This is a genomic window from Streptomyces sp. NPDC007917, from assembly GCF_042959105.1.
Lineage (GTDB): Bacteria > Actinomycetota > Actinomycetes > Streptomycetales > Streptomycetaceae > Streptomyces.
Window position 1 is genome coordinate 461843 of record NZ_JBIBKK010000006.1, and the last position, 16626, is coordinate 478468.

General features: G+C 71.5%; 11 protein-coding genes. All 11 read right to left on the reverse strand.

Going from position 1 to position 16626, the window contains the following annotated elements; genetic code table 11:
* Positions 1-166: 166 nt before the first annotated feature.
* The 11 genes from ACFZDL_RS14965 to ACFZDL_RS15015 all read right to left on the reverse strand — a co-directional run bounded on the left by ACFZDL_RS14965 (position 167) and on the right by ACFZDL_RS15015 (position 16625).
* On the reverse strand, positions 167-4525 hold the full coding sequence (locus ACFZDL_RS14965) for an Rne/Rng family ribonuclease (protein ID WP_353589676.1): 4359 nt from the start codon (positions 4523-4525) through the stop codon (positions 167-169).
* A 219-nt stretch (positions 4526-4744) separates the two neighbouring features.
* Positions 4745-5506: a TIGR03936 family radical SAM-associated protein gene (locus ACFZDL_RS14970; protein ID WP_353589678.1), complete on the reverse strand. Its 762-nt coding sequence runs from the start codon at positions 5504-5506 to the stop codon at positions 4745-4747.
* A 165-nt stretch (positions 5507-5671) separates the two neighbouring features.
* Positions 5672-7597, reverse strand: coding sequence for a TIGR03960 family B12-binding radical SAM protein (locus tag ACFZDL_RS14975; protein WP_353589680.1), 1926 nt, complete (start codon positions 7595-7597; stop codon positions 5672-5674).
* A gap of 107 nt (positions 7598-7704) precedes the next feature.
* Positions 7705-9321: a CYTH and CHAD domain-containing protein gene (locus tag ACFZDL_RS14980; RefSeq protein WP_353589682.1), complete on the reverse strand. Its 1617-nt coding sequence runs from the start codon at positions 9319-9321 to the stop codon at positions 7705-7707.
* Between the two features lie 61 nt (positions 9322-9382).
* Positions 9383-10516 carry a rod shape-determining protein RodA gene (rodA, locus tag ACFZDL_RS14985; protein ID WP_353589780.1) on the reverse strand — a complete coding sequence of 378 codons (1134 nt, stop codon included), beginning with the start codon at positions 10514-10516 and terminating at the stop codon, positions 9383-9385.
* A 65-nt stretch (positions 10517-10581) separates the two neighbouring features.
* Positions 10582-12717 carry a penicillin-binding protein 2 gene (gene mrdA, locus ACFZDL_RS14990; protein WP_353589684.1) on the reverse strand — a complete coding sequence of 712 codons (2136 nt, stop codon included), beginning with the start codon at positions 12715-12717 and terminating at the stop codon, positions 10582-10584.
* Positions 12718-12751: 34 nt separating this feature from the next.
* Positions 12752-13366: a rod shape-determining protein MreD gene (gene mreD / locus ACFZDL_RS14995; protein WP_353589782.1), complete on the reverse strand. Its 615-nt coding sequence runs from the start codon at positions 13364-13366 to the stop codon at positions 12752-12754.
* Positions 13367-13372: 6 nt separating this feature from the next.
* Positions 13373-14314, reverse strand: coding sequence for a rod shape-determining protein MreC (gene mreC, locus ACFZDL_RS15000; protein WP_353589686.1), 942 nt, complete (start codon positions 14312-14314; stop codon positions 13373-13375).
* Between the two features lie 160 nt (positions 14315-14474).
* On the reverse strand, positions 14475-15494 hold the full coding sequence (locus ACFZDL_RS15005) for a rod shape-determining protein (protein WP_353589688.1): 1020 nt from the start codon (positions 15492-15494) through the stop codon (positions 14475-14477).
* Between the two features lie 297 nt (positions 15495-15791).
* Positions 15792-16205, reverse strand: coding sequence for a nucleoside-diphosphate kinase (ndk, locus tag ACFZDL_RS15010; protein WP_353589690.1), 414 nt, complete (start codon positions 16203-16205; stop codon positions 15792-15794).
* A 75-nt stretch (positions 16206-16280) separates the two neighbouring features.
* Positions 16281-16625 (reverse strand): DUF4233 domain-containing protein, encoded by a 345-nt coding sequence (locus ACFZDL_RS15015; protein WP_353589692.1) that lies wholly within the window; start codon positions 16623-16625, stop codon positions 16281-16283.
* Between the last annotated feature and the right edge of the window lies 1 nt (position 16626).

Here is a 16626-nt window from a genome sequence, read left to right on the forward strand (position 1 = left end):
AGCGGCCTCTCCCGACAGAGCGGGAGGGATTTGCTCAGGGGTTTGGCGTACAAACGCCGACGGTCAAGGTTACGGGGCCGGAACCAGGGGGTCAAACCGGGGCCGGGGCGGGGTGTGCACCGTGTGGCGGTGGACACCCGGGCGCCCCGGCCCCGGTCCGGCGTGCTCAGTCGTCGGTGGAGGCCGAGACCGAGGACGGCGTCTGCTGCTCCGCCGCCGCGGTCTTCTTGGCCGCCGACTTCTTGGCCGTCGTCTTCTTGGCGGCGGTCTTCTTGGCCGTCGTCTTCTTCGCGGCCGTCTTCTTGGCCGCCGCCTTCTTCGCCGGCGCCTTCTTGGCGGCCTTGCGAGCCGTCTTCTTCGCCGGCGCCGGGGCGGCCGCCTCCTCCGGCTCCACGGCGGCCTCGGGGGCCGTCTCGGAGGCCGCGGGCGCCGTCTCGGGCTCGGGTCCGCCGACGGCCGCGGGCTCCGGCGCCTGGTCCTGGGAAGTGGCGCTGACGACCACCACGGCCGCCTCCTCGGAGCCCGACGGCGAACCCGCGGGAGCGGTCACCTTACGGGTCACCCGGCGGCGCGCACGCGGCGCGGGCACCGGCTCCGCCGCCGCGACCGGCTCGGCCTCGGCCTTCGGCTGCTCCGCCGGGGCTTCCTTCGGCTCCTCTGCCGGCAGGACCACCACGGCCGCCTCCGGCCGCTCCGCGGCCTTCGGGGCGCCCGCGGGGGCCGTCACCTTACGGGTCGCCCGGCGGCGCGTACGGCCACGCGTGGCGGCCGCCTCGGCCTCCGCGGCGCTGCTGTACAGCTCCTCGTCGGCGGCGAAGGTCACCGGCTCCGGCACGGTCTTGTGCTCGGCGGCCTCGTGGGCGGCCTCGGCCACCGTCTCCGGCTCGGCCTCGACCACGGCCGCCGCGGCGGCCTCCACGGCCTCGGCCACCTCGACGGTCTCCGGGGCCTGCTCGGGCTCGGGCAGGTGGGCGGCGGCCTTCTTCTTCTTGCGCTTGCCGCCACCGCCGACCGCCGTCGGCTGGTCCATGTGGACGATCAGACCACGGCCGTTGCAGTGCACACAGGGCTCGGAGAAGGACTCCAGCAGGCCCTGGCCGACCCGCTTACGGGTCATCTGGACCAGACCCAGCGAGGTGACCTCCGCCACCTGGTGCTTCGTACGGTCCCGGCCCAGGCACTCCAGCAGGCGCCGCAGCACCAGGTCCCGGTTGGACTCCAGCACCATGTCGATGAAGTCGATCACGATGATGCCGCCGAGGTCGCGCAGCCGCAGCTGGCGCACGATCTCCTCGGCCGCCTCCAGGTTGTTCCTGGTGACCGTCTCCTCCAGGTTGCCGCCCTGGCCGGTGAACTTGCCGGTGTTGACGTCGACCACGACCATCGCCTCGGTCCGGTCGATCACCAGGGAGCCGCCGCTGGGCAGCCACACCTTGCGGTCCAGCGCCTTCATCAGCTGCTCGTCGATCCGGTACGTGGCGAACACGTCGACGTCCGACGTCCACTTCTGCAACCGGTCCGCGAGGTCCGGCGCGACGTGCGAGACGTATCCGTGGATCGTCTCCCAGGCGCCGTCACCGCTCACGATGACCTTGGAGAAGTCCTCGTTGAAGATGTCGCGGACGACCCGGACGGTCATGTCCGGCTCGCCGTACAGCAGCGTGGGGGCGCCACCGCTCTTCGCCTTCTTCTGGATCTCCTCCCACTGCGCCTGCAGCCGCTTGACGTCGCGGGACAGCTCCTCCTCGCTCGCGCCCTCGGCCGCGGTGCGGACGATGACGCCCGCGTCCTCGGGGACGATCTTCTTGAGGATCTGCTTCAGCCGCGCCCGCTCGGTGTCCGGCAGCTTGCGGCTGATGCCGGTCATCGAGCCCTCGGGCACGTACACCAGATAGCGGCCCGGGAGGGAGACCTGGCTGGTCAGCCGGGCGCCCTTGTGGCCGATCGGGTCCTTGGTGACCTGGACCAGAACGGACTGGCCGGACTTGAGGGCGGTCTCGATGCGGCGCGGGCCGTTGGCGAGACCCAGCGCCTCGAAGTTGACCTCGCCCGCGTAGAGGACGGCGTTGCGGCCCTTGCCGATGTCGACGAAGGCGGCCTCCATCGACGGCAGGACGTTCTGCACCTTGCCCAGGTAGACGTTGCCGACGTAGCTGTTCGACTGTTCCTTGTTGACGAAGTGCTCGACGAGGACGTTGTCCTCCAGCACGCCGATCTGGGTGCGCTCGCCGTTCTGCCGGACGACCATCACCCGCTCGACCGCCTCGCGGCGGGCCAGGAACTCGGCCTCCGTGATGATCGGCACCCGGCGGCGGCCCTGCTCACGGCCCTCGCGACGGCGCTGCTTCTTCGCCTCGAGCCGCGTCGACCCCTTGATCGACTGCACCTCGTCGGCGCCGGACTCGGTCTCCTTCGCGCGCCGCTCCCGCGGCTCGCGGATCTTGACGACCGTACGCTCCGGGTCGTCGCCCGACTCGGCCTCGGGGGCGTCCCCGCTGCGCCGACGGCGGCGCCGGCGGCGACGGCTGCTGCTGGTGCCCGCGGCGCCGGCCGCCTCGTCGCCCTCGTGGGTCTCCTCGGCCCCGGCCTCGTCGGTGGCCTGCTCCTCCGCGCCCTCGCCGGCGTGCTCGTCCTCGTAGCGCTCGCCGTTCTCGCCCTCGGCGCTCTCGATGTCCGCGGCCTCGCCCCGGCGGCGGCGACGGCCGCCACGGCGCCGGCGGCGGGCCGGGCGCTCGCCCGACTCCTCGTCGCCGTGCTCGCCCTCCGCGAGCTCGGCGTCCTCGGCGGTCTCGGCCGTCTCCTCGGCCTCGGCCTGAGCGGCCTGCTCGTCGAACGCCTCGCCGCGGCGACGGCGACGGCGGCGCGTACCACTGGCGGGCGCCGACGGCTCGGCGGTCCCGAACGCCGCCGCGTCCTCCGTCTCGTCCGTCTCATCCGCCTCGTCCGCCTCTTCGGCGGCCGCGGCGGCGGCAAGGGCCGCGCTCTCCGGCGTCTGGAACACCGGCTCGGTGAACACCGGCGCCTGGAACACGGCCGTCGGCGGCCGTACGGCCCGGCGCCTCCTGGCCGGAGCCTCCGGCTCGGCCTCGTCGGCGGCCTGCGGGGCCTCGGCCTGCGGGCTCGGGGCCTGCGGCGCTGCCTCGGCCGGCTCGGCGGCGGCAGTCGCCGCACGGGCCGCGCGGCGGCGGGTACGGGTGCGCGGCGCGGCCTCGGCGGGCTGCTCCGCGGCGTCACTGCTCGCGCTCTTGCCGGCGTCGCTCTCGTCGGCCGGTGCGGCGGATGCCTCGGCCACAGTGGTCTCCTCGGCGCCGCTGCCCACGGCGGCTGCCGCCTCCGGGGCCTCGGGCTCGGACTCGGACTCGGGCGAGCCCGCCGGGGCGGTGGCCTTGCGCGTCGCACGACGGCGCGTACGCCGCGCGGTCGGCGCGGCCTCCGCCGCCGCCTCGGACTCGGACTCGGACGCGGCCTGGGCGGCGGCGTCAGCGGTCTCGGTGATCTCGGTGGGCTCGGCGGCCCCGCCGACGGTTTCGTCCGCTGTGGCGGCCTCCGCCGTCTCCTCGCCGACGGTCTGCGGCGAGCCCGCCGGGGCCGTCGCCTTGCGCGTCGCACGACGGCGCCTGCGAGCCGGCGCCACGGCCTCCTCATCGGCGTCCGCACCCTGCGCGACGCCGTCCTCGGCCACCGGGGTGGGCTCCTCAGCGGGGACGGCGGCCACCTCGGCCACCTCCTCCGGCGCGCCCGCCGGAGCGGACGCCTGGCGGGTCGCACGGCGGCGCTTGCGCACCGGCGCCGCGGCCTCGGCCGCCTCCTCGGACTCGGCAGGCTCCTCGTCGGCCGCCTCGTCGGACGCGGCCACGGGCTCCGCGGCGACAGCGGTCTCCGCCTCCTCCGCCGGAGCGGAGGTCTGGCGGGTCGCACGGCGGCGCTTGCGCGCCGGCGCGGCGGCCTCCTCCGCGGCCTCGGAGCCGGTGGCCCCGGCGTCAGCCGCCTCGGCCTCAGCGGCGCCGTCCTCGGCCGGCTCGGGCGAGCCCGCCGGAGCGGTCGCCTTGCGCGTCGCACGACGGCGCGTACGCGGCGCGGGCACCGGCTCCTCGGCCGGGGTGACGTCGGCCGATGCGACGTCCTCGGCGGCGGAAGCGGACTCCGCGGCGGCGACCACCGTCTCGGCGGTCTCCGGCGAGCCCGCCGGAGCCGTCGCCTTGCGCGTCGCACGACGGCGCGTACGCGGCGCGGGCACCGGCTCCTCGGCCGACGCGGCGGCCAACGGTGCGGCCGGGGCCTCGGCCGGGAGCTCGAGGTCGGTGGACTGGGCGGCCGGTATGGCCGGGGTGGCGGCGGTCAGGTCCGCCTCGGCGCTCAGCGTCCCCGCGGGCGGGCCGGCCGGGCGGGAGGCCGCGCGGCGGCGCCGCGGCGGCAGGGTGTCGCTGGGCGTGTCGTTCTCCGTGGTGTCCCTGGGTCCGACGGCACGCTGAGCGGGCTGTCCCAGAGGCTGGATGGGTTCGATCGGCTCAATAGGCTCGAGCATGCGGGCGTTTCTCCCGTCACGCTCCCGGGCGCCGCGTCTGCGTCCGGCCGCAATCCGCGCTCTGCGCGATTGCCGCCGCCCGCGGCGCGGGCGCCGCACGGGAGCTGTCGTCTCGCTCGCCGGGACCGGAAAAGCCGGGACCGGCGAAAGTCTCCTGGTCAGTGCGCCTGCCGGACCCGGGTGGCTCCCTGGTGCATCGGCGGCGCATCGACGGCGGTCCTACGCGGAACCTCCCGGCGCCATCGCGGCGGTCAGCCCGGCGGCCGTGGGTGGGGCGGCCAGGACTGCCTCGCGATCGGGCGCGAGCGGGTCGGTCACCGTGCCGGACTCCTCATCGAGCAGCCCCTGCGCCAGCCTGGTCACCGCTGCGGGGACCGGCGGCGCCAGGTCGGCCGTAGCGCGGAGACCGGACAGGACGTCGTCGGGTCGCACGGCAGGTGTCAGATGCCGTACCACCAGCCGCAGTATCGCACAGGCAGGGTCTCCCGGCCTATCGACCGGGGCCGTAAGGGCCTCGAGCCGGGCCACCGCGCCCCGCGCGTCAAAGGATCGCAACCCGTTTTTCGTCCTGCGCTCGACCTCGACCGTTTCGGCCGCGAGGAAGGCGGCGACGGCGCGCTCGGCCTCGTCCGGGGCGACTTTGGGGAGCCGGATCTCCCAGACGGAGGCCTGCAGCCGCTCGGCCAGATTCGGCGTACGGGCCTCGACGGCGTCGATGACGTCGAGGCCGTCGGGCAGCGACTCGTCGAGGAGCCCGCGCAGCCTTTCGGGGTCGCGCGCCTCGGTGAGCTGGATCTCCAGGTACTCGGCCTCACTGCCGGTGCCGGTGGGTGCGGCATTGGCGTACGACACCTTGGGGTGCGGGGTGAAGCCCGCCGAGTACGCCATGGGCACCTCGGCGCGGCGCAGCGCCCGCTCGAAGGCGCGCTGGAAGTCGCGGTGGCTGGTGAACCGGAGGCGGCCGCGCTTGGTGTAGCGCAAACGGATGCGCTGTACCGCGGGTGCGGGCGGCGGGCCTTCGGGCTGTCGCTTGCCCAGGGTCCTTCTCCTTGCTGTCTGACGGCTGTGATACGCCGGTGGGCGGGCCGCTCACCGAAGCGGGTGGAGCGGCCCGTGCCTCTTCCAGCGTACTTGTCGGGCCGTGGGTTATTTGACGACCGACAGCGGCAGCAGCTTCCTGCCAGTCGGTCCGATCTGGATCTGGGTGTCCATCTGCGGACAGACACCGCAGTCGAAACACGGGGTCCAGCGGCAGTCGTCGACCTCGGTCTCGTCGAGGGCGTCCTGCCAGTCCTCCCAGAGCCAGTCCTTGTCGAGACCGGAGTCCAGGTGGTCCCAGGGCAGGACCTCTTCGTAGCCGCGCTCGCGGGTGGTGTACCAGTCGACGTCCACGCCGAACTCGGGCAGCGTCCGCCCGGCGCACTCCATCCAGCGGTCGTAGCTGAAGTGCTCGCGCCAGCCGTCGAAGCGGCCGCCGTCCTCGTAGACGGCGCGGATGACCGCGCCCACCCGGCGGTCGCCGCGGGAGAGCAGGCCCTCGACGATGCCCGGCTTGCCGTCGTGGTAGCGGAAGCCGATGGAGCGGCCGTACTTCTTGTCGCCGCGGATCTTCTCGCGCAGCTTCTCCAGGCGCGCGTCCGTCTCCTCGGCGCTGAGCTGCGGCGCCCACTGGAAGGGGGTGTGCGGCTTGGGGACGAAGCCGCCGATCGAGACGGTGCAGCGGATGTCGTTCTTGCCGGAGACCTCGCGGCCCTTGGCGATGACCTTCGTCGCCATGTCGGCGATCTGCAGCACGTCCTCGTCGGTCTCGGTCGGCAGACCGCACATGAAGTAGAGCTTCACCTGCCGCCAGCCGTTGCCGTACGCGGTGGCCACCGTCCTGATCAGGTCCTCTTCGGAGACCATCTTGTTGATGACCTTGCGGATGCGCTCACTGCCGCCCTCGGGGGCGAAGGTGAGGCCGGAGCGGCGGCCGTTGCGGGTGAGCTCGTTGGCGAGGTCGATGTTGAAGGCGTCCACCCGGGTCGAGGGGAGCGACAGGCCGATCTTGTCTTCCTCGTAGCGGTCAGCGAGGCCCTTGGCGATGTCGCCGATCTCGGTGTGGTCGGCCGAGGACAGGGACAGCAGGCCGACCTCCTCGAAGCCGGTGGCCTTGAGACCCTTGTCGACCATCTCGCCGATGCCGGTGATGGACCGCTCGCGCACCGGGCGGGTGATCATGCCCGCCTGGCAGAAGCGGCAGCCGCGCGTGCAGCCGCGGAAGATCTCGACGGACATCCGCTCATGGACCGTCTCGGCGAGCGGCACCAGCGGCTGCTTCGGGTACGGCCACTCGTCCAGGTCCATCACGGTGTGCTTGGAGACCCGCCACGGCACGCCGGAGCGGTTCGGCACGACGCGGGAGATCCGGCCGTCGGGCAGGTACTCCACGTCGTAGAACCTGGGCACATAGACGCCGCCGGTGCGGGCGAGGCGGAACAGCAGCTCGTCCCGGCCGCCGGGGCGCCCCTCGGCCTTCCAGGCCCGGATGATCTCGGTCATCTCCAGGACGGCCTGCTCGCCGTCGCCGATCACCGCGCAGTCGATGAAGTCCGCGATCGGCTCGGGGTTGAACGCGGCGTGGCCGCCGGCGACCACGATCGGGTGGTCCTCGGTGCGGTCCTCGGCGTCGAGCGGGATTCCGGCCAGGTCGAGCGCGGTGAGCATGTTGGTGTAGCCGAGCTCGGTGGAGAAGGAGAGCCCGAAGACGTCGAAGGCCGCGACCGGGCGGTGCGAGTCGACGGTGAACTGCGGCACCTTGTGCTCGCGCATCAGCTCTTCCAGGTCCGGCCAGACGCTGTACGTGCGCTCCGCGAGCACGCCCTCGCGCTCGTTCAGCACCTCGTAAAGGATCATGACGCCCTGGTTGGGCAGACCGACCTCGTACGCGTCCGGGTACATGAGCGCCCAGCGGACGTCGCAGCTGTCCCAGGCTTTGACGGTGGAGTTCAGCTCCCCGCCTACGTACTGGATCGGCTTCTGCACATGCGGGAGCAGGGCCTCGAGCTGCGGAAAGACCGACTCGACAGACATCCGGGAGACCTTCGTGAGCGGGCAAGGGTGACCCTCAAGCCTAACCCGCCCGGAGGACACCCTTGACGCCGCTCACGGCGCCCCCCCCTCTCCGGCCGTACCCGGCTTCACGGCCGCAGCGCCGTCCGGTGCTCCTCGCGCGAGACCTCGGCCCACAGCGCGGGCAGCTCCCGCTCGCGGGCGGCGGCCCGCGCCTCCTCACGGCCGTAGAGCAACCCGAAGGTGAAGGCGCTCTCCCCCGCCCCGTGGGCCTGGACTGCCAGTTCGCGCAGCGCCTGCCGGGCGACCACGCTGTCCTGGTGGTCGCCGAGCAGCTCCTGCAGCCCGGTCATGAGGTCCGCGAACGCCTTCGCGGGCTTGCCGAGCACGGGGCGGGCGGCCTCGGCGGCGTAGCGGACGCGCTTGGCCTTCTTGCGCGCCTCGTGCACGGCGACGTCCCGGTCGCGCCCGCCGGGAGCGGCGAGGGCGGCGGTGACGAGGGTGGCGAGCCGTTCGTCGTCGCGCAGCACGGCCGCGAGGATCACCTCCTCGGCCGGCCGGGCGGCGGCGGGCCGCAGCGGCGGGTCGGCGGACAGCGCGGCGAGGGAGTCGAGCAGTGCGAGGTGGCGCTCTCCGTCGAGCACGCCGATCAGCCGCTCGCGCGAGCCGCGCCGGCTCGTCTGCGACCAGATGCGCAGCCGGGCGGACACGGGGCCGAGCCGCAGCTCGACAGGGACCTCGCCGAGCCGTTCCTCGATCCGGGCGGTGAGCACTTCCCGGTCGCGGTCGATGCCGAGCTCGCCGGCCAGCCACTTCAGCTCGTCGCCGATGGGGTCGGTGACGGCTCGGTCCAGGACCTTGCGGTACGAGCGGAAGCAGCTGCGCAGTCGGCGGGTGGCGACGCGCATACGGTGCACGGAGTCGGGCACGTCCAGGCGTACGGCGGGGTCGAGCGAGACGATGGCGGCGATCTGGGCGCGGACGTAGTCGAGGACCACATCGCCCGCCGTGGGCTCGGCGGCCTTCTTCCCCTTCTTCCCCTTCTTGCCCGCCTTGCCCCCCTTGCCTGTCTTGTCTGTCTTGTCTGCCTTGCCTGCCTTGCTTGCCTTGCCTGCCTGATCCGCCGTGATCGCCACGCCCGTCTCGGCCAGCGCCCTGGCCAGCTTGGACGCGGCGGCAGACCGGCGCAGCCCCGCCTCCGTCAGTCGCGACTCGAGCGCGTCGAGGAACGCCGGGTCACCGCCCGGGCCGAGCTCCGTCTCGACCTCCGTCCACCCCACCGGCTCGCCCGTCCGAGGGGTCAGGCGGCGCGCCGTGACGCGGTCGGCGGACAGCTCGGCGAGCAGGGTGCCGTCGGCGTCCAGGAGATGTCTGACGTTGCGTTCGGACACCAGACGGACCAGCGGGACGAGTGCCCGGTCGCGCACGCGGGAGCGGACGAGGGCGGCGAGCTCGGCGGGCAGCGTGTCCGACAGCGGGGCGCGGATCTCGTCCCGGGCGTCCGGCCCGGCCGGCAGCTTGAGATGCCATCCGGCGTCGCCGCCGCCCGTGCGGCGGCGCAGCGTGATGCCGTCGGCCGCGAGCCGCTGGTCGAGGGTGTCGTAGTACGTGGCGTCCAAAGTGGCCACGCCCTTGTCCACGACCTCCGCGACGCCGGCGACTTCGGCGACGACGGCCGGCTCCGGGAGCCGGCCGTCGTCAGGAGCCTCGTACTTGCGCTCGATCTCACGCACCGTGTCCGCCATGACGCGAATGTACTGCGCTGTGGCGTTTGAGGGCAGCCCCCGAAGACGAGCGGACCGTACGTCAGGCCGACACGGGACGCTGCACCCGGATCGACTGCAGCAGGCCCACCGCTATCCACACGGCGAACATCGACGACCCGCCGTACGAGACGAAGGGCAGCGGCAGACCGGCCACCGGCATGATGCCCAGCGTCATGCCGATGTTCTCGAACGCCTGGAAGGCGAACCAGGCGATGATCCCGGCGGCGACGACCGTGCCGTACAGCTCGGTGGTGTCCCGCGCGATGCGGCAGGCGCGCCACAGCACGATGCCGAGCAGCACGATGATCAGGCCCGCGCCGAGGAAGCCCAGCTCCTCCCCCGCGACCGTGAAGACGAAGTCGGTCTGCTGCTCGGGCACGAACTGGCCGGTGGTCTGGGTGCCGTGGAACAGGCCCTTGCCGGTGAGGCCGCCCGAGCCGATCGCGATCCGCGCCTGGTTGGTGTTGTAGCCGACGCCCGCCGGGTCGAGGGCCGGGTTGGCGAAGGCGGCGAAGCGGTCGATCTGGTACTGGTCGAGCACGCCGAGCTGCCAGATGAGGACCGCGCCGATGACGGCCGCGCCGATCAGCCCGACGATCCAGCGGTTGGAGGCGCCCGAGGAGAGCAGCACGGCGAGCACGATGACCGCCATGACCATCACCGAGCCGAGGTCCGGCATCAGCAGCACGATCGCTATGGGCAGCGTGGCGAGCCCGAGGGCCTGGACGACGGTGCGGTGGTCCGGGTGGACGCGGTCCCCCGCGTCCACGCGCGTGGCCAGCAGCATCGCCATACCCAGAATGATGGTGATCTTGGCGAACTCGGAGGGCTGGAGGGAGAAGCCGCCGCCGATCACGATCCAGGCGTGCGCGCCGTTGATGGTCGAGCCGAGCGGCGTGAGGACGGCGAGCACGAGCACCACGGACAGCCCGTACAGCACCGGCACGGCCCCGCGCAGCGTGCGGTGGCCGAGCCAGATCGTGCCGATCGCGAGGACCAGCCCGATACCGGTGTTCATGGCGTGCCGGATCAGGAAGTAGTACGGGTCGCCCTGGTTGAGCTCGGTGCGGTTGCGGGTGGCGGAGTAGACGAGGACGGTGCCGATGGCGGACAGGGCGAGCGCGGCGAACAGCAGTATCCAGTCCAGGCGGCGGACGATCGAGTCGCGCGCCATGAGCTTGCCCCAGGTGCCGCGCTCCGGGGTGAACCGGCGTGTGGTGTAGGTGTGCGTGGACGCGCTCACGATTGCTGGTCCCGCCTTCCGACCACCTTGATCGGCTTGCCCAGCGGCTGGGCCTCGATGGTGCCGTCGGAGTCGATCTTGGGGAGGGTCGCCTGGGGCTTGGGCAGCAGCGCCTTCTTGTTGTCGATGTGGCCCTTGCTGTCCACCCCGTAGAGCGCGTTGTAGATGTTGCGCACGGCGGGGCCCGAGGCGCCGGAGCCGGTACCACCCTGGGAGATCGTCATGACGATCGCGTAGTCCTTGGTGTACGTCGCGAACCACGAGGTCGTCTGCTTGCCGTAGACCTCGGCCGTACCCGTCTTGGCGTGCATCGGGATCTTGTCCTGCGGCCAGCCGCCGAATCGCCAGGCGGCGGTGCCGCGGGTCGCGACTCCCGCGAGGGCCTTGTCTATCTTGCTGCGCGTGACCTGGGTCATCGGCAGCTTGCCGTGCGACTTGGGCTTGATCTGCCGGACCTTCTTGCCGTCGGCGCTGACGATCGCCTTGCCGATGGTCGGGTCGTACAGCGTGCCGCCGTTGCTGATCGCGGCGTAGATGGTGGCCATCTGGATCGGGGTGACGAGCGTGTCGCCCTGGCCGATGGAGTAGTTCACGGAGTCACCGGCGCGCATCTTCATGCCCTCGAGGCAGTTCTCGTAGGCGATCCGCTGGCCGTAGTTCCCGTTCTTCTTGCCGTACTTGCACCAGGCGTTCTTGTTGGCCTTCCAGTAGTCCTTCTTCCACTGGCGGTCCGGGATCCGGCCGGTGACCTCGTTGGGGAGGTCGATGCCGGTCTCCTTGCCGAGGCCGAACTGGTGGGCGGTCTTGTAGAACCAGTCCGCCGGGTGCTTCTTGGGCTTGTTGCCGCCGTCCTTCTGCCACTGCTTGTAGGCGAGGTCGTAGAAGACGGTGTCGCAGGAGACCTCGAGCGCCCGGCCGAGGCTGATCGGGCCGTACCCCTTGGACTCGAAGTTCTTGAAGACCTGTGAGCCGATGCTGAACGAGCTGCTGCAGTTGTAGTTGCCGTCGAAGGGGTAGCCGGCGTTGACCGCGGCCGTGGTCGGGACCACCTTGAAGATCGAGCCGGGGGCCGCCTGGCCCTGGATCGCCCGGTTCAGCAGCGGATAGTTGGAGCTCTTGCCGGTGAGCTTCTTGTAGTCCTTGCCGGAGATGCCACCGACCCAGGCGTTGGGGTCGTACGTCGGGTTGGACGCCATCGCGACCACCCGGCCCGTCTTCGCCTCCATGACCACGACGGCGCCCGCGTCCGCCTCGTACTTGCGGCCGGTGTTGCGGTCCATCTCCTTGCGGGCGTCCTTCATCGCCTGGTCCAGCTCCTTCTCGGCCACGGCCTGCACCCGGGCGTCGATGCTGGTCACGACGTTGGCGCCGGGCTGGGCCTTCTGGCTCTCGGCCTGGCCGATGACCCGGCCGAGGTTGTCGACCTCGTAGCGGGTCACGCCGGCCTTGCCGCGCAGCTCGTCGTCGTACTCGCGCTCCAGGCCGTTGCGGCCGATCTGGTCGGAGCGCAGCAGCGGCGAGTGGCTGTCCTCGGCCTTCTTGATCTCCTCGTCGGTGACCGGGGAGAGATAGCCGAGCACCTGGGCGGCGTTGGCGTCGCCGGGGGCGGCGTAGCGGCGCACGGCGGTGGGCTCTGCGCTTATCCCGGGGAAGTCCTCTTCGCGCTCGCGGATCTGGAGGGCCTGCTTGGGGCTGGCCTCGTCGGTGATGGGGATGGGCTGGTAGGGCGAACCGTTCCAGCAGGGCTGGGGCGTCTTGGCGTCGCACAGCCGCACCTTGTCCATGACGTCCTTGGGCTTCATGTCCAGGACGCCGGCCAGACGGGTGAGGACGGCCTTCCCGTCGTCCTTCATCTTCATCAGCTCGGTGCGGCTGGCGGAGACGACCAGACGGGTCTCGTTGTCGGCGAGCGGCACGCCGCGGGCGTCCAGTATCGAGCCGCGCACGGCGGGGTGGACGACCTGCTGGACGTGGTTGTTGGCGGCTTCGGCGGTGTATTCGTCGCCGTTGCGGATCTGGAGGTACCAGAGGCGGCCGCCGAGGGTGAGCAGCAGCGAGAAGACGAGGATCTGGATGGCGACGAGCCGGATGGTGACGCGCGGCGTCCGCCCGGTCTCGGGGATATTGCTCATTACTGCAGCCCCCACTGGTTGTCAGAACGCGGCCTCACAGGCGCTTGACCCCCTTGAGGCGTCCCGTCCCCCGGCCCGCGGCCTTCATCAGGAGACCGCCGCGCTGGCTGCCGATGCGGGAGCCGCCGGAGTTGTCGGCCATCGGGTCGTTCTCGCTCTTTCTGGCCATCCCCATGATCAGCGGCACCGTGAACGGCGCCAGCAGCAGGTCGTACAGCGCCGCGGTGAACAGCAGCTTGCTCAGGCCCGCGTGGTGGGCGGCGTCGTCGCCGACGAGCTGGCCGACGCCCGCGTACAGCAGCGTGCTGCCGATGGCCGCCGCGACGACCACGAGCATCGGCCCGGTGGCCGATCGGAGCTGGCCGGTCTCGGGCTTGGCGAGGCCCGCCAGATAGCCGATGACGCACAGCACCAGGGCGTAGCGCCCGGCCGCGTGGTCGGCGGGCGGGGCGAGGTCGGCGAGCAGGCCCGCGCCGAAGCCGATGAGCGCGCCGCCGGTGTGGCCGTAGACGAGCGCGAGGCCGAGGACGACGAGCAGCAGCAGATCGGGGACCGCGCCGGGCAGCTGCAGCCGGGCGAGTACGCAGACCTGGACGACGAGGGCGATGACCACGAGAAGGGTCGACAGCAGGACCCGGTTCAGACGCAGCATCGGTCAGCTCCTGTTGGCGGAGGCGCTCGGCGACGAGGACGGTTTGACCGTGACGGTGACCGTGGGCGCCGGCTTGGGCTTGGCGGGCTTGGGCGGCAGCACGGTGTCCCGCGGGTTCTCGCGCGGCGGCTCGACGACGACGCCCACGATGTCGAGCTTGGTGAAGCCCACGTAGGGGCGCACCAGCAGGGTGCGGGTCAGATCGCCGCCCGAGGGGTCGACGCGGACCACCTCGCCGACCGGAACGCCGGGTACGAACGGCTTGTTGGCGCGGGAGCCGAAGGTGACGAGCCGGTCGCCCTTCTTGATCTTTGCCTTGCCGTTGAGGAGCTGGACGCGCAGCGAGCGGTCGCCCTGGCCGTTGGCGAAGCCGAGCTCGCCGGACTTCTCCATGCGGGTGCCGACGGTGAAGTCGGGGTCGATGGCCAGCACGACGGTGGCGGTGGAGGGGCCGACGGTGGTGACCCGGCCGACCAGGCCGTCGCCGTTGATGACGGTCATGTCGCGGCGGATGCCGTCCTTGCTGCCCACGTCGATGGTGACGGTCCAGGAGAAGCCCTGGGCCGCTCCTATGGCGATGACCTCGGCGCCCTTGACGCCGTACTGGCCGGCGCCCGCGGTCTTGCGCAGCTTGTCCAGCTCGACGACGCGGGCGCGGTTGCGGACGTCGCTGCCGAGCCGCTGCTTGAGCTCGGCGTTCTCCCGCTCCAGCGCGCTGATCCGGTCGTGCCGCTCGTCGGAGTCCCGTACGGCCGACACGGCGTTGCCGATCGGGTCGACCGCGGAGGCGACCCCTTCCTCGACGGGGCCGAAGACGGACGCGGCGGCCTGCCGGGCGCCGTCGAGGGGCGAATCCTCGCCGCCGCGGATATCCACCGTGATCAGTGCGAACGCGATGGCGACCAGCAGCACCAGGAGCAGCCGGCTCTCTCGTGTGTCCCTCACGTGCGGCGACGTGCCTTCCTCGTCGGAGTCGGACCGGCTACGGCTTTGGTGTGTTTTCTTAGGCGTTGCCGGTCATGGCGAGCCATATGCCTGTATATCAGTGAACCGCCGCTCCGCCGTACGGGAAGTCGGCCCCCCATACGGCGGATTCACCGGATCGTCATCTGCGCGGCTGGGCGTCCAGCACCTGCTGCAGCGCCTCGAACTCCTCGACGCACTTGCCGGAGCCGAGCGCGACCGAGTCCAGCGGGTCCTCGGCGATATGGATCGGCATGCCGGTCTCGCGGCGCAGCCGCTCGTCGAGGCCGCGCAGCAGGGCGCCGCCGCCAGTGAGCACGATGCCGCGGTCCATGACGTCGCCGGACAGCTCGGGCGGGCACTTGTCGAGGGTGGTCTTGACCGCGTCGACGATCGCGTTGACCGGCTCCTCCATGGCCTTGCGGACCTCGGCGGCGGAGATCACGACGGTCTTGGGGAGGCCGCTGACCAGGTCACGGCCGCGGATCTCGGTGTGCTCCTCCTCCTTGGTCTCGAAGGCGGAGCCGATCGTGATCTTGATGTTCTCGGCGGTGCGCTCGCCGAGCAGAAGGCTGTACTCCTTCTTGATGTGCTGGATGATCGCGTTGTCCAGCTCGTCGCCCGCCACCCGGATGGACTGCGCGGTGACGATTCCGCCGAGCGAGATGACCGCGACCTCGGTGGTGCCGCCGCCGATGTCCACGACCATGTTGCCGGTGGCCTCGTGGACGGGGAGGCCGGAGCCGATGGCGGCGGCCATGGGCTCCTCGATGATGTGCACCTGGCGGGCGCCCGCCTGGGTGGACGCCTCGATGACCGCGCGGCGCTCGACGCCGGTGATGCCGGAGGGCACGCAGACGACGACGCGGGGACGGGCGAGATAGCGACGCTTGTGGATCTTCAGGATGAAGTAGCGCAGCATCCGCTCGGTGATCTCGAAGTCGGCGATCACGCCGTCCTTGAGCGGGCGCACGGCGACGATGTTGCCAGGGGTGCGGCCGATCATCTTCTTCGCCTCGGCGCCCACCGCGAGGATTCCGCCGGTGTTGGTGTTGATGGCGACGACGGACGGCTCGTTGAGGACGATCCCGCGGCCCCTGACGTACACCAGCGTGTTGGCGGTCCCGAGGTCGACAGCCATGTCACGGCCGATGAACGACATGTTGTTCCCCATGAGGATGCGTCAGGCCTTCCCACTTGAGCGTTTGCTTTTGAGGTCGGCAGGATGTGGTGCGCTGCGAGGCGCGGAAGCTCTCATCGTAGTCACGCCCGCTCGAACACGCTGCGGGGGTCCTCCGCCATTGTCAGCAGAACACGGGCCCGCCCCCTGCTAATGGTGACGTCGTGTCGCGGGGATGCGTTCCCCCGATCGGTACGCATATGCCAAAGGGCGGCCGAACAATTGCGGCCGCCCCTGGTCAGCGAGGGTGACGATGTGATGAACGGTCAGCGGTGAGGGTCAGGCGAGGCCGGGAAAGAAAATCTTGATCTCCCGCTGGGCCGACTCGTCGGAGTCGGAGGCGTGGATCAGGTTCTCCCGCACGATGGTGCCGAAGTCGCCACGGATGGAGCCCGGCGCCGCGGCGATCGGGTCCGTCGGCCCCGCCAGCGCCCGTACGCCCTCGATGACGCGCTCACCCTCGACGACCAGCGCGACGACCGGGCCGGAGGCCATGAACTCCACCAGCGGCTCGTAGAACGCCTTGCCCACATGCTCGGCGTAGTGCTGCTCCAGAACCTCGCGGCCGAGCTCACGCAGCTCCAGCGCGCTGATCGTCCAGCCCGCCTTCTTCTCGATGCGGCTCAGGATCTCGCCGATCAGTCCGCGTCGTACGGCGTCGGGCTTGAGAAGGACGAGCGTGCGCTGGGTCACTGCGAGAACTCCTTAGGAACGTGGCATGCGGGTGATGCTGTGCCGCCGAGGCTACATGGGTGAACGACGGCCACGTTACGCAGTGTCAGCAGGGGCGGCGGCGAAGCGCGCCTTCGCCTCGTCGACCTTGCGGCCGAAGTGGACCGAGGCCCACCACAGCGCCGCGAAGGCCGCGCCCAGGACGTACATGGTGGTGACGATCGTGCCGCTCAGCACCAGGCCGAGCTGCAGGGCCCAGCCGACGTGCACCGCGCCGGGGCGGCCGAGCATCCCGCACAGCAGGACGCACAGCGCCATGGCGATGCCGCTGACCGTCCACACCGTGGTCGCGGACAGGCCGGAGGTCTTCATGGCCACCAGCCCGGCGAAGCCGATCACAAAGAACTCACCGATCAAGGTGGACGCACAGAGCGTTCGCATG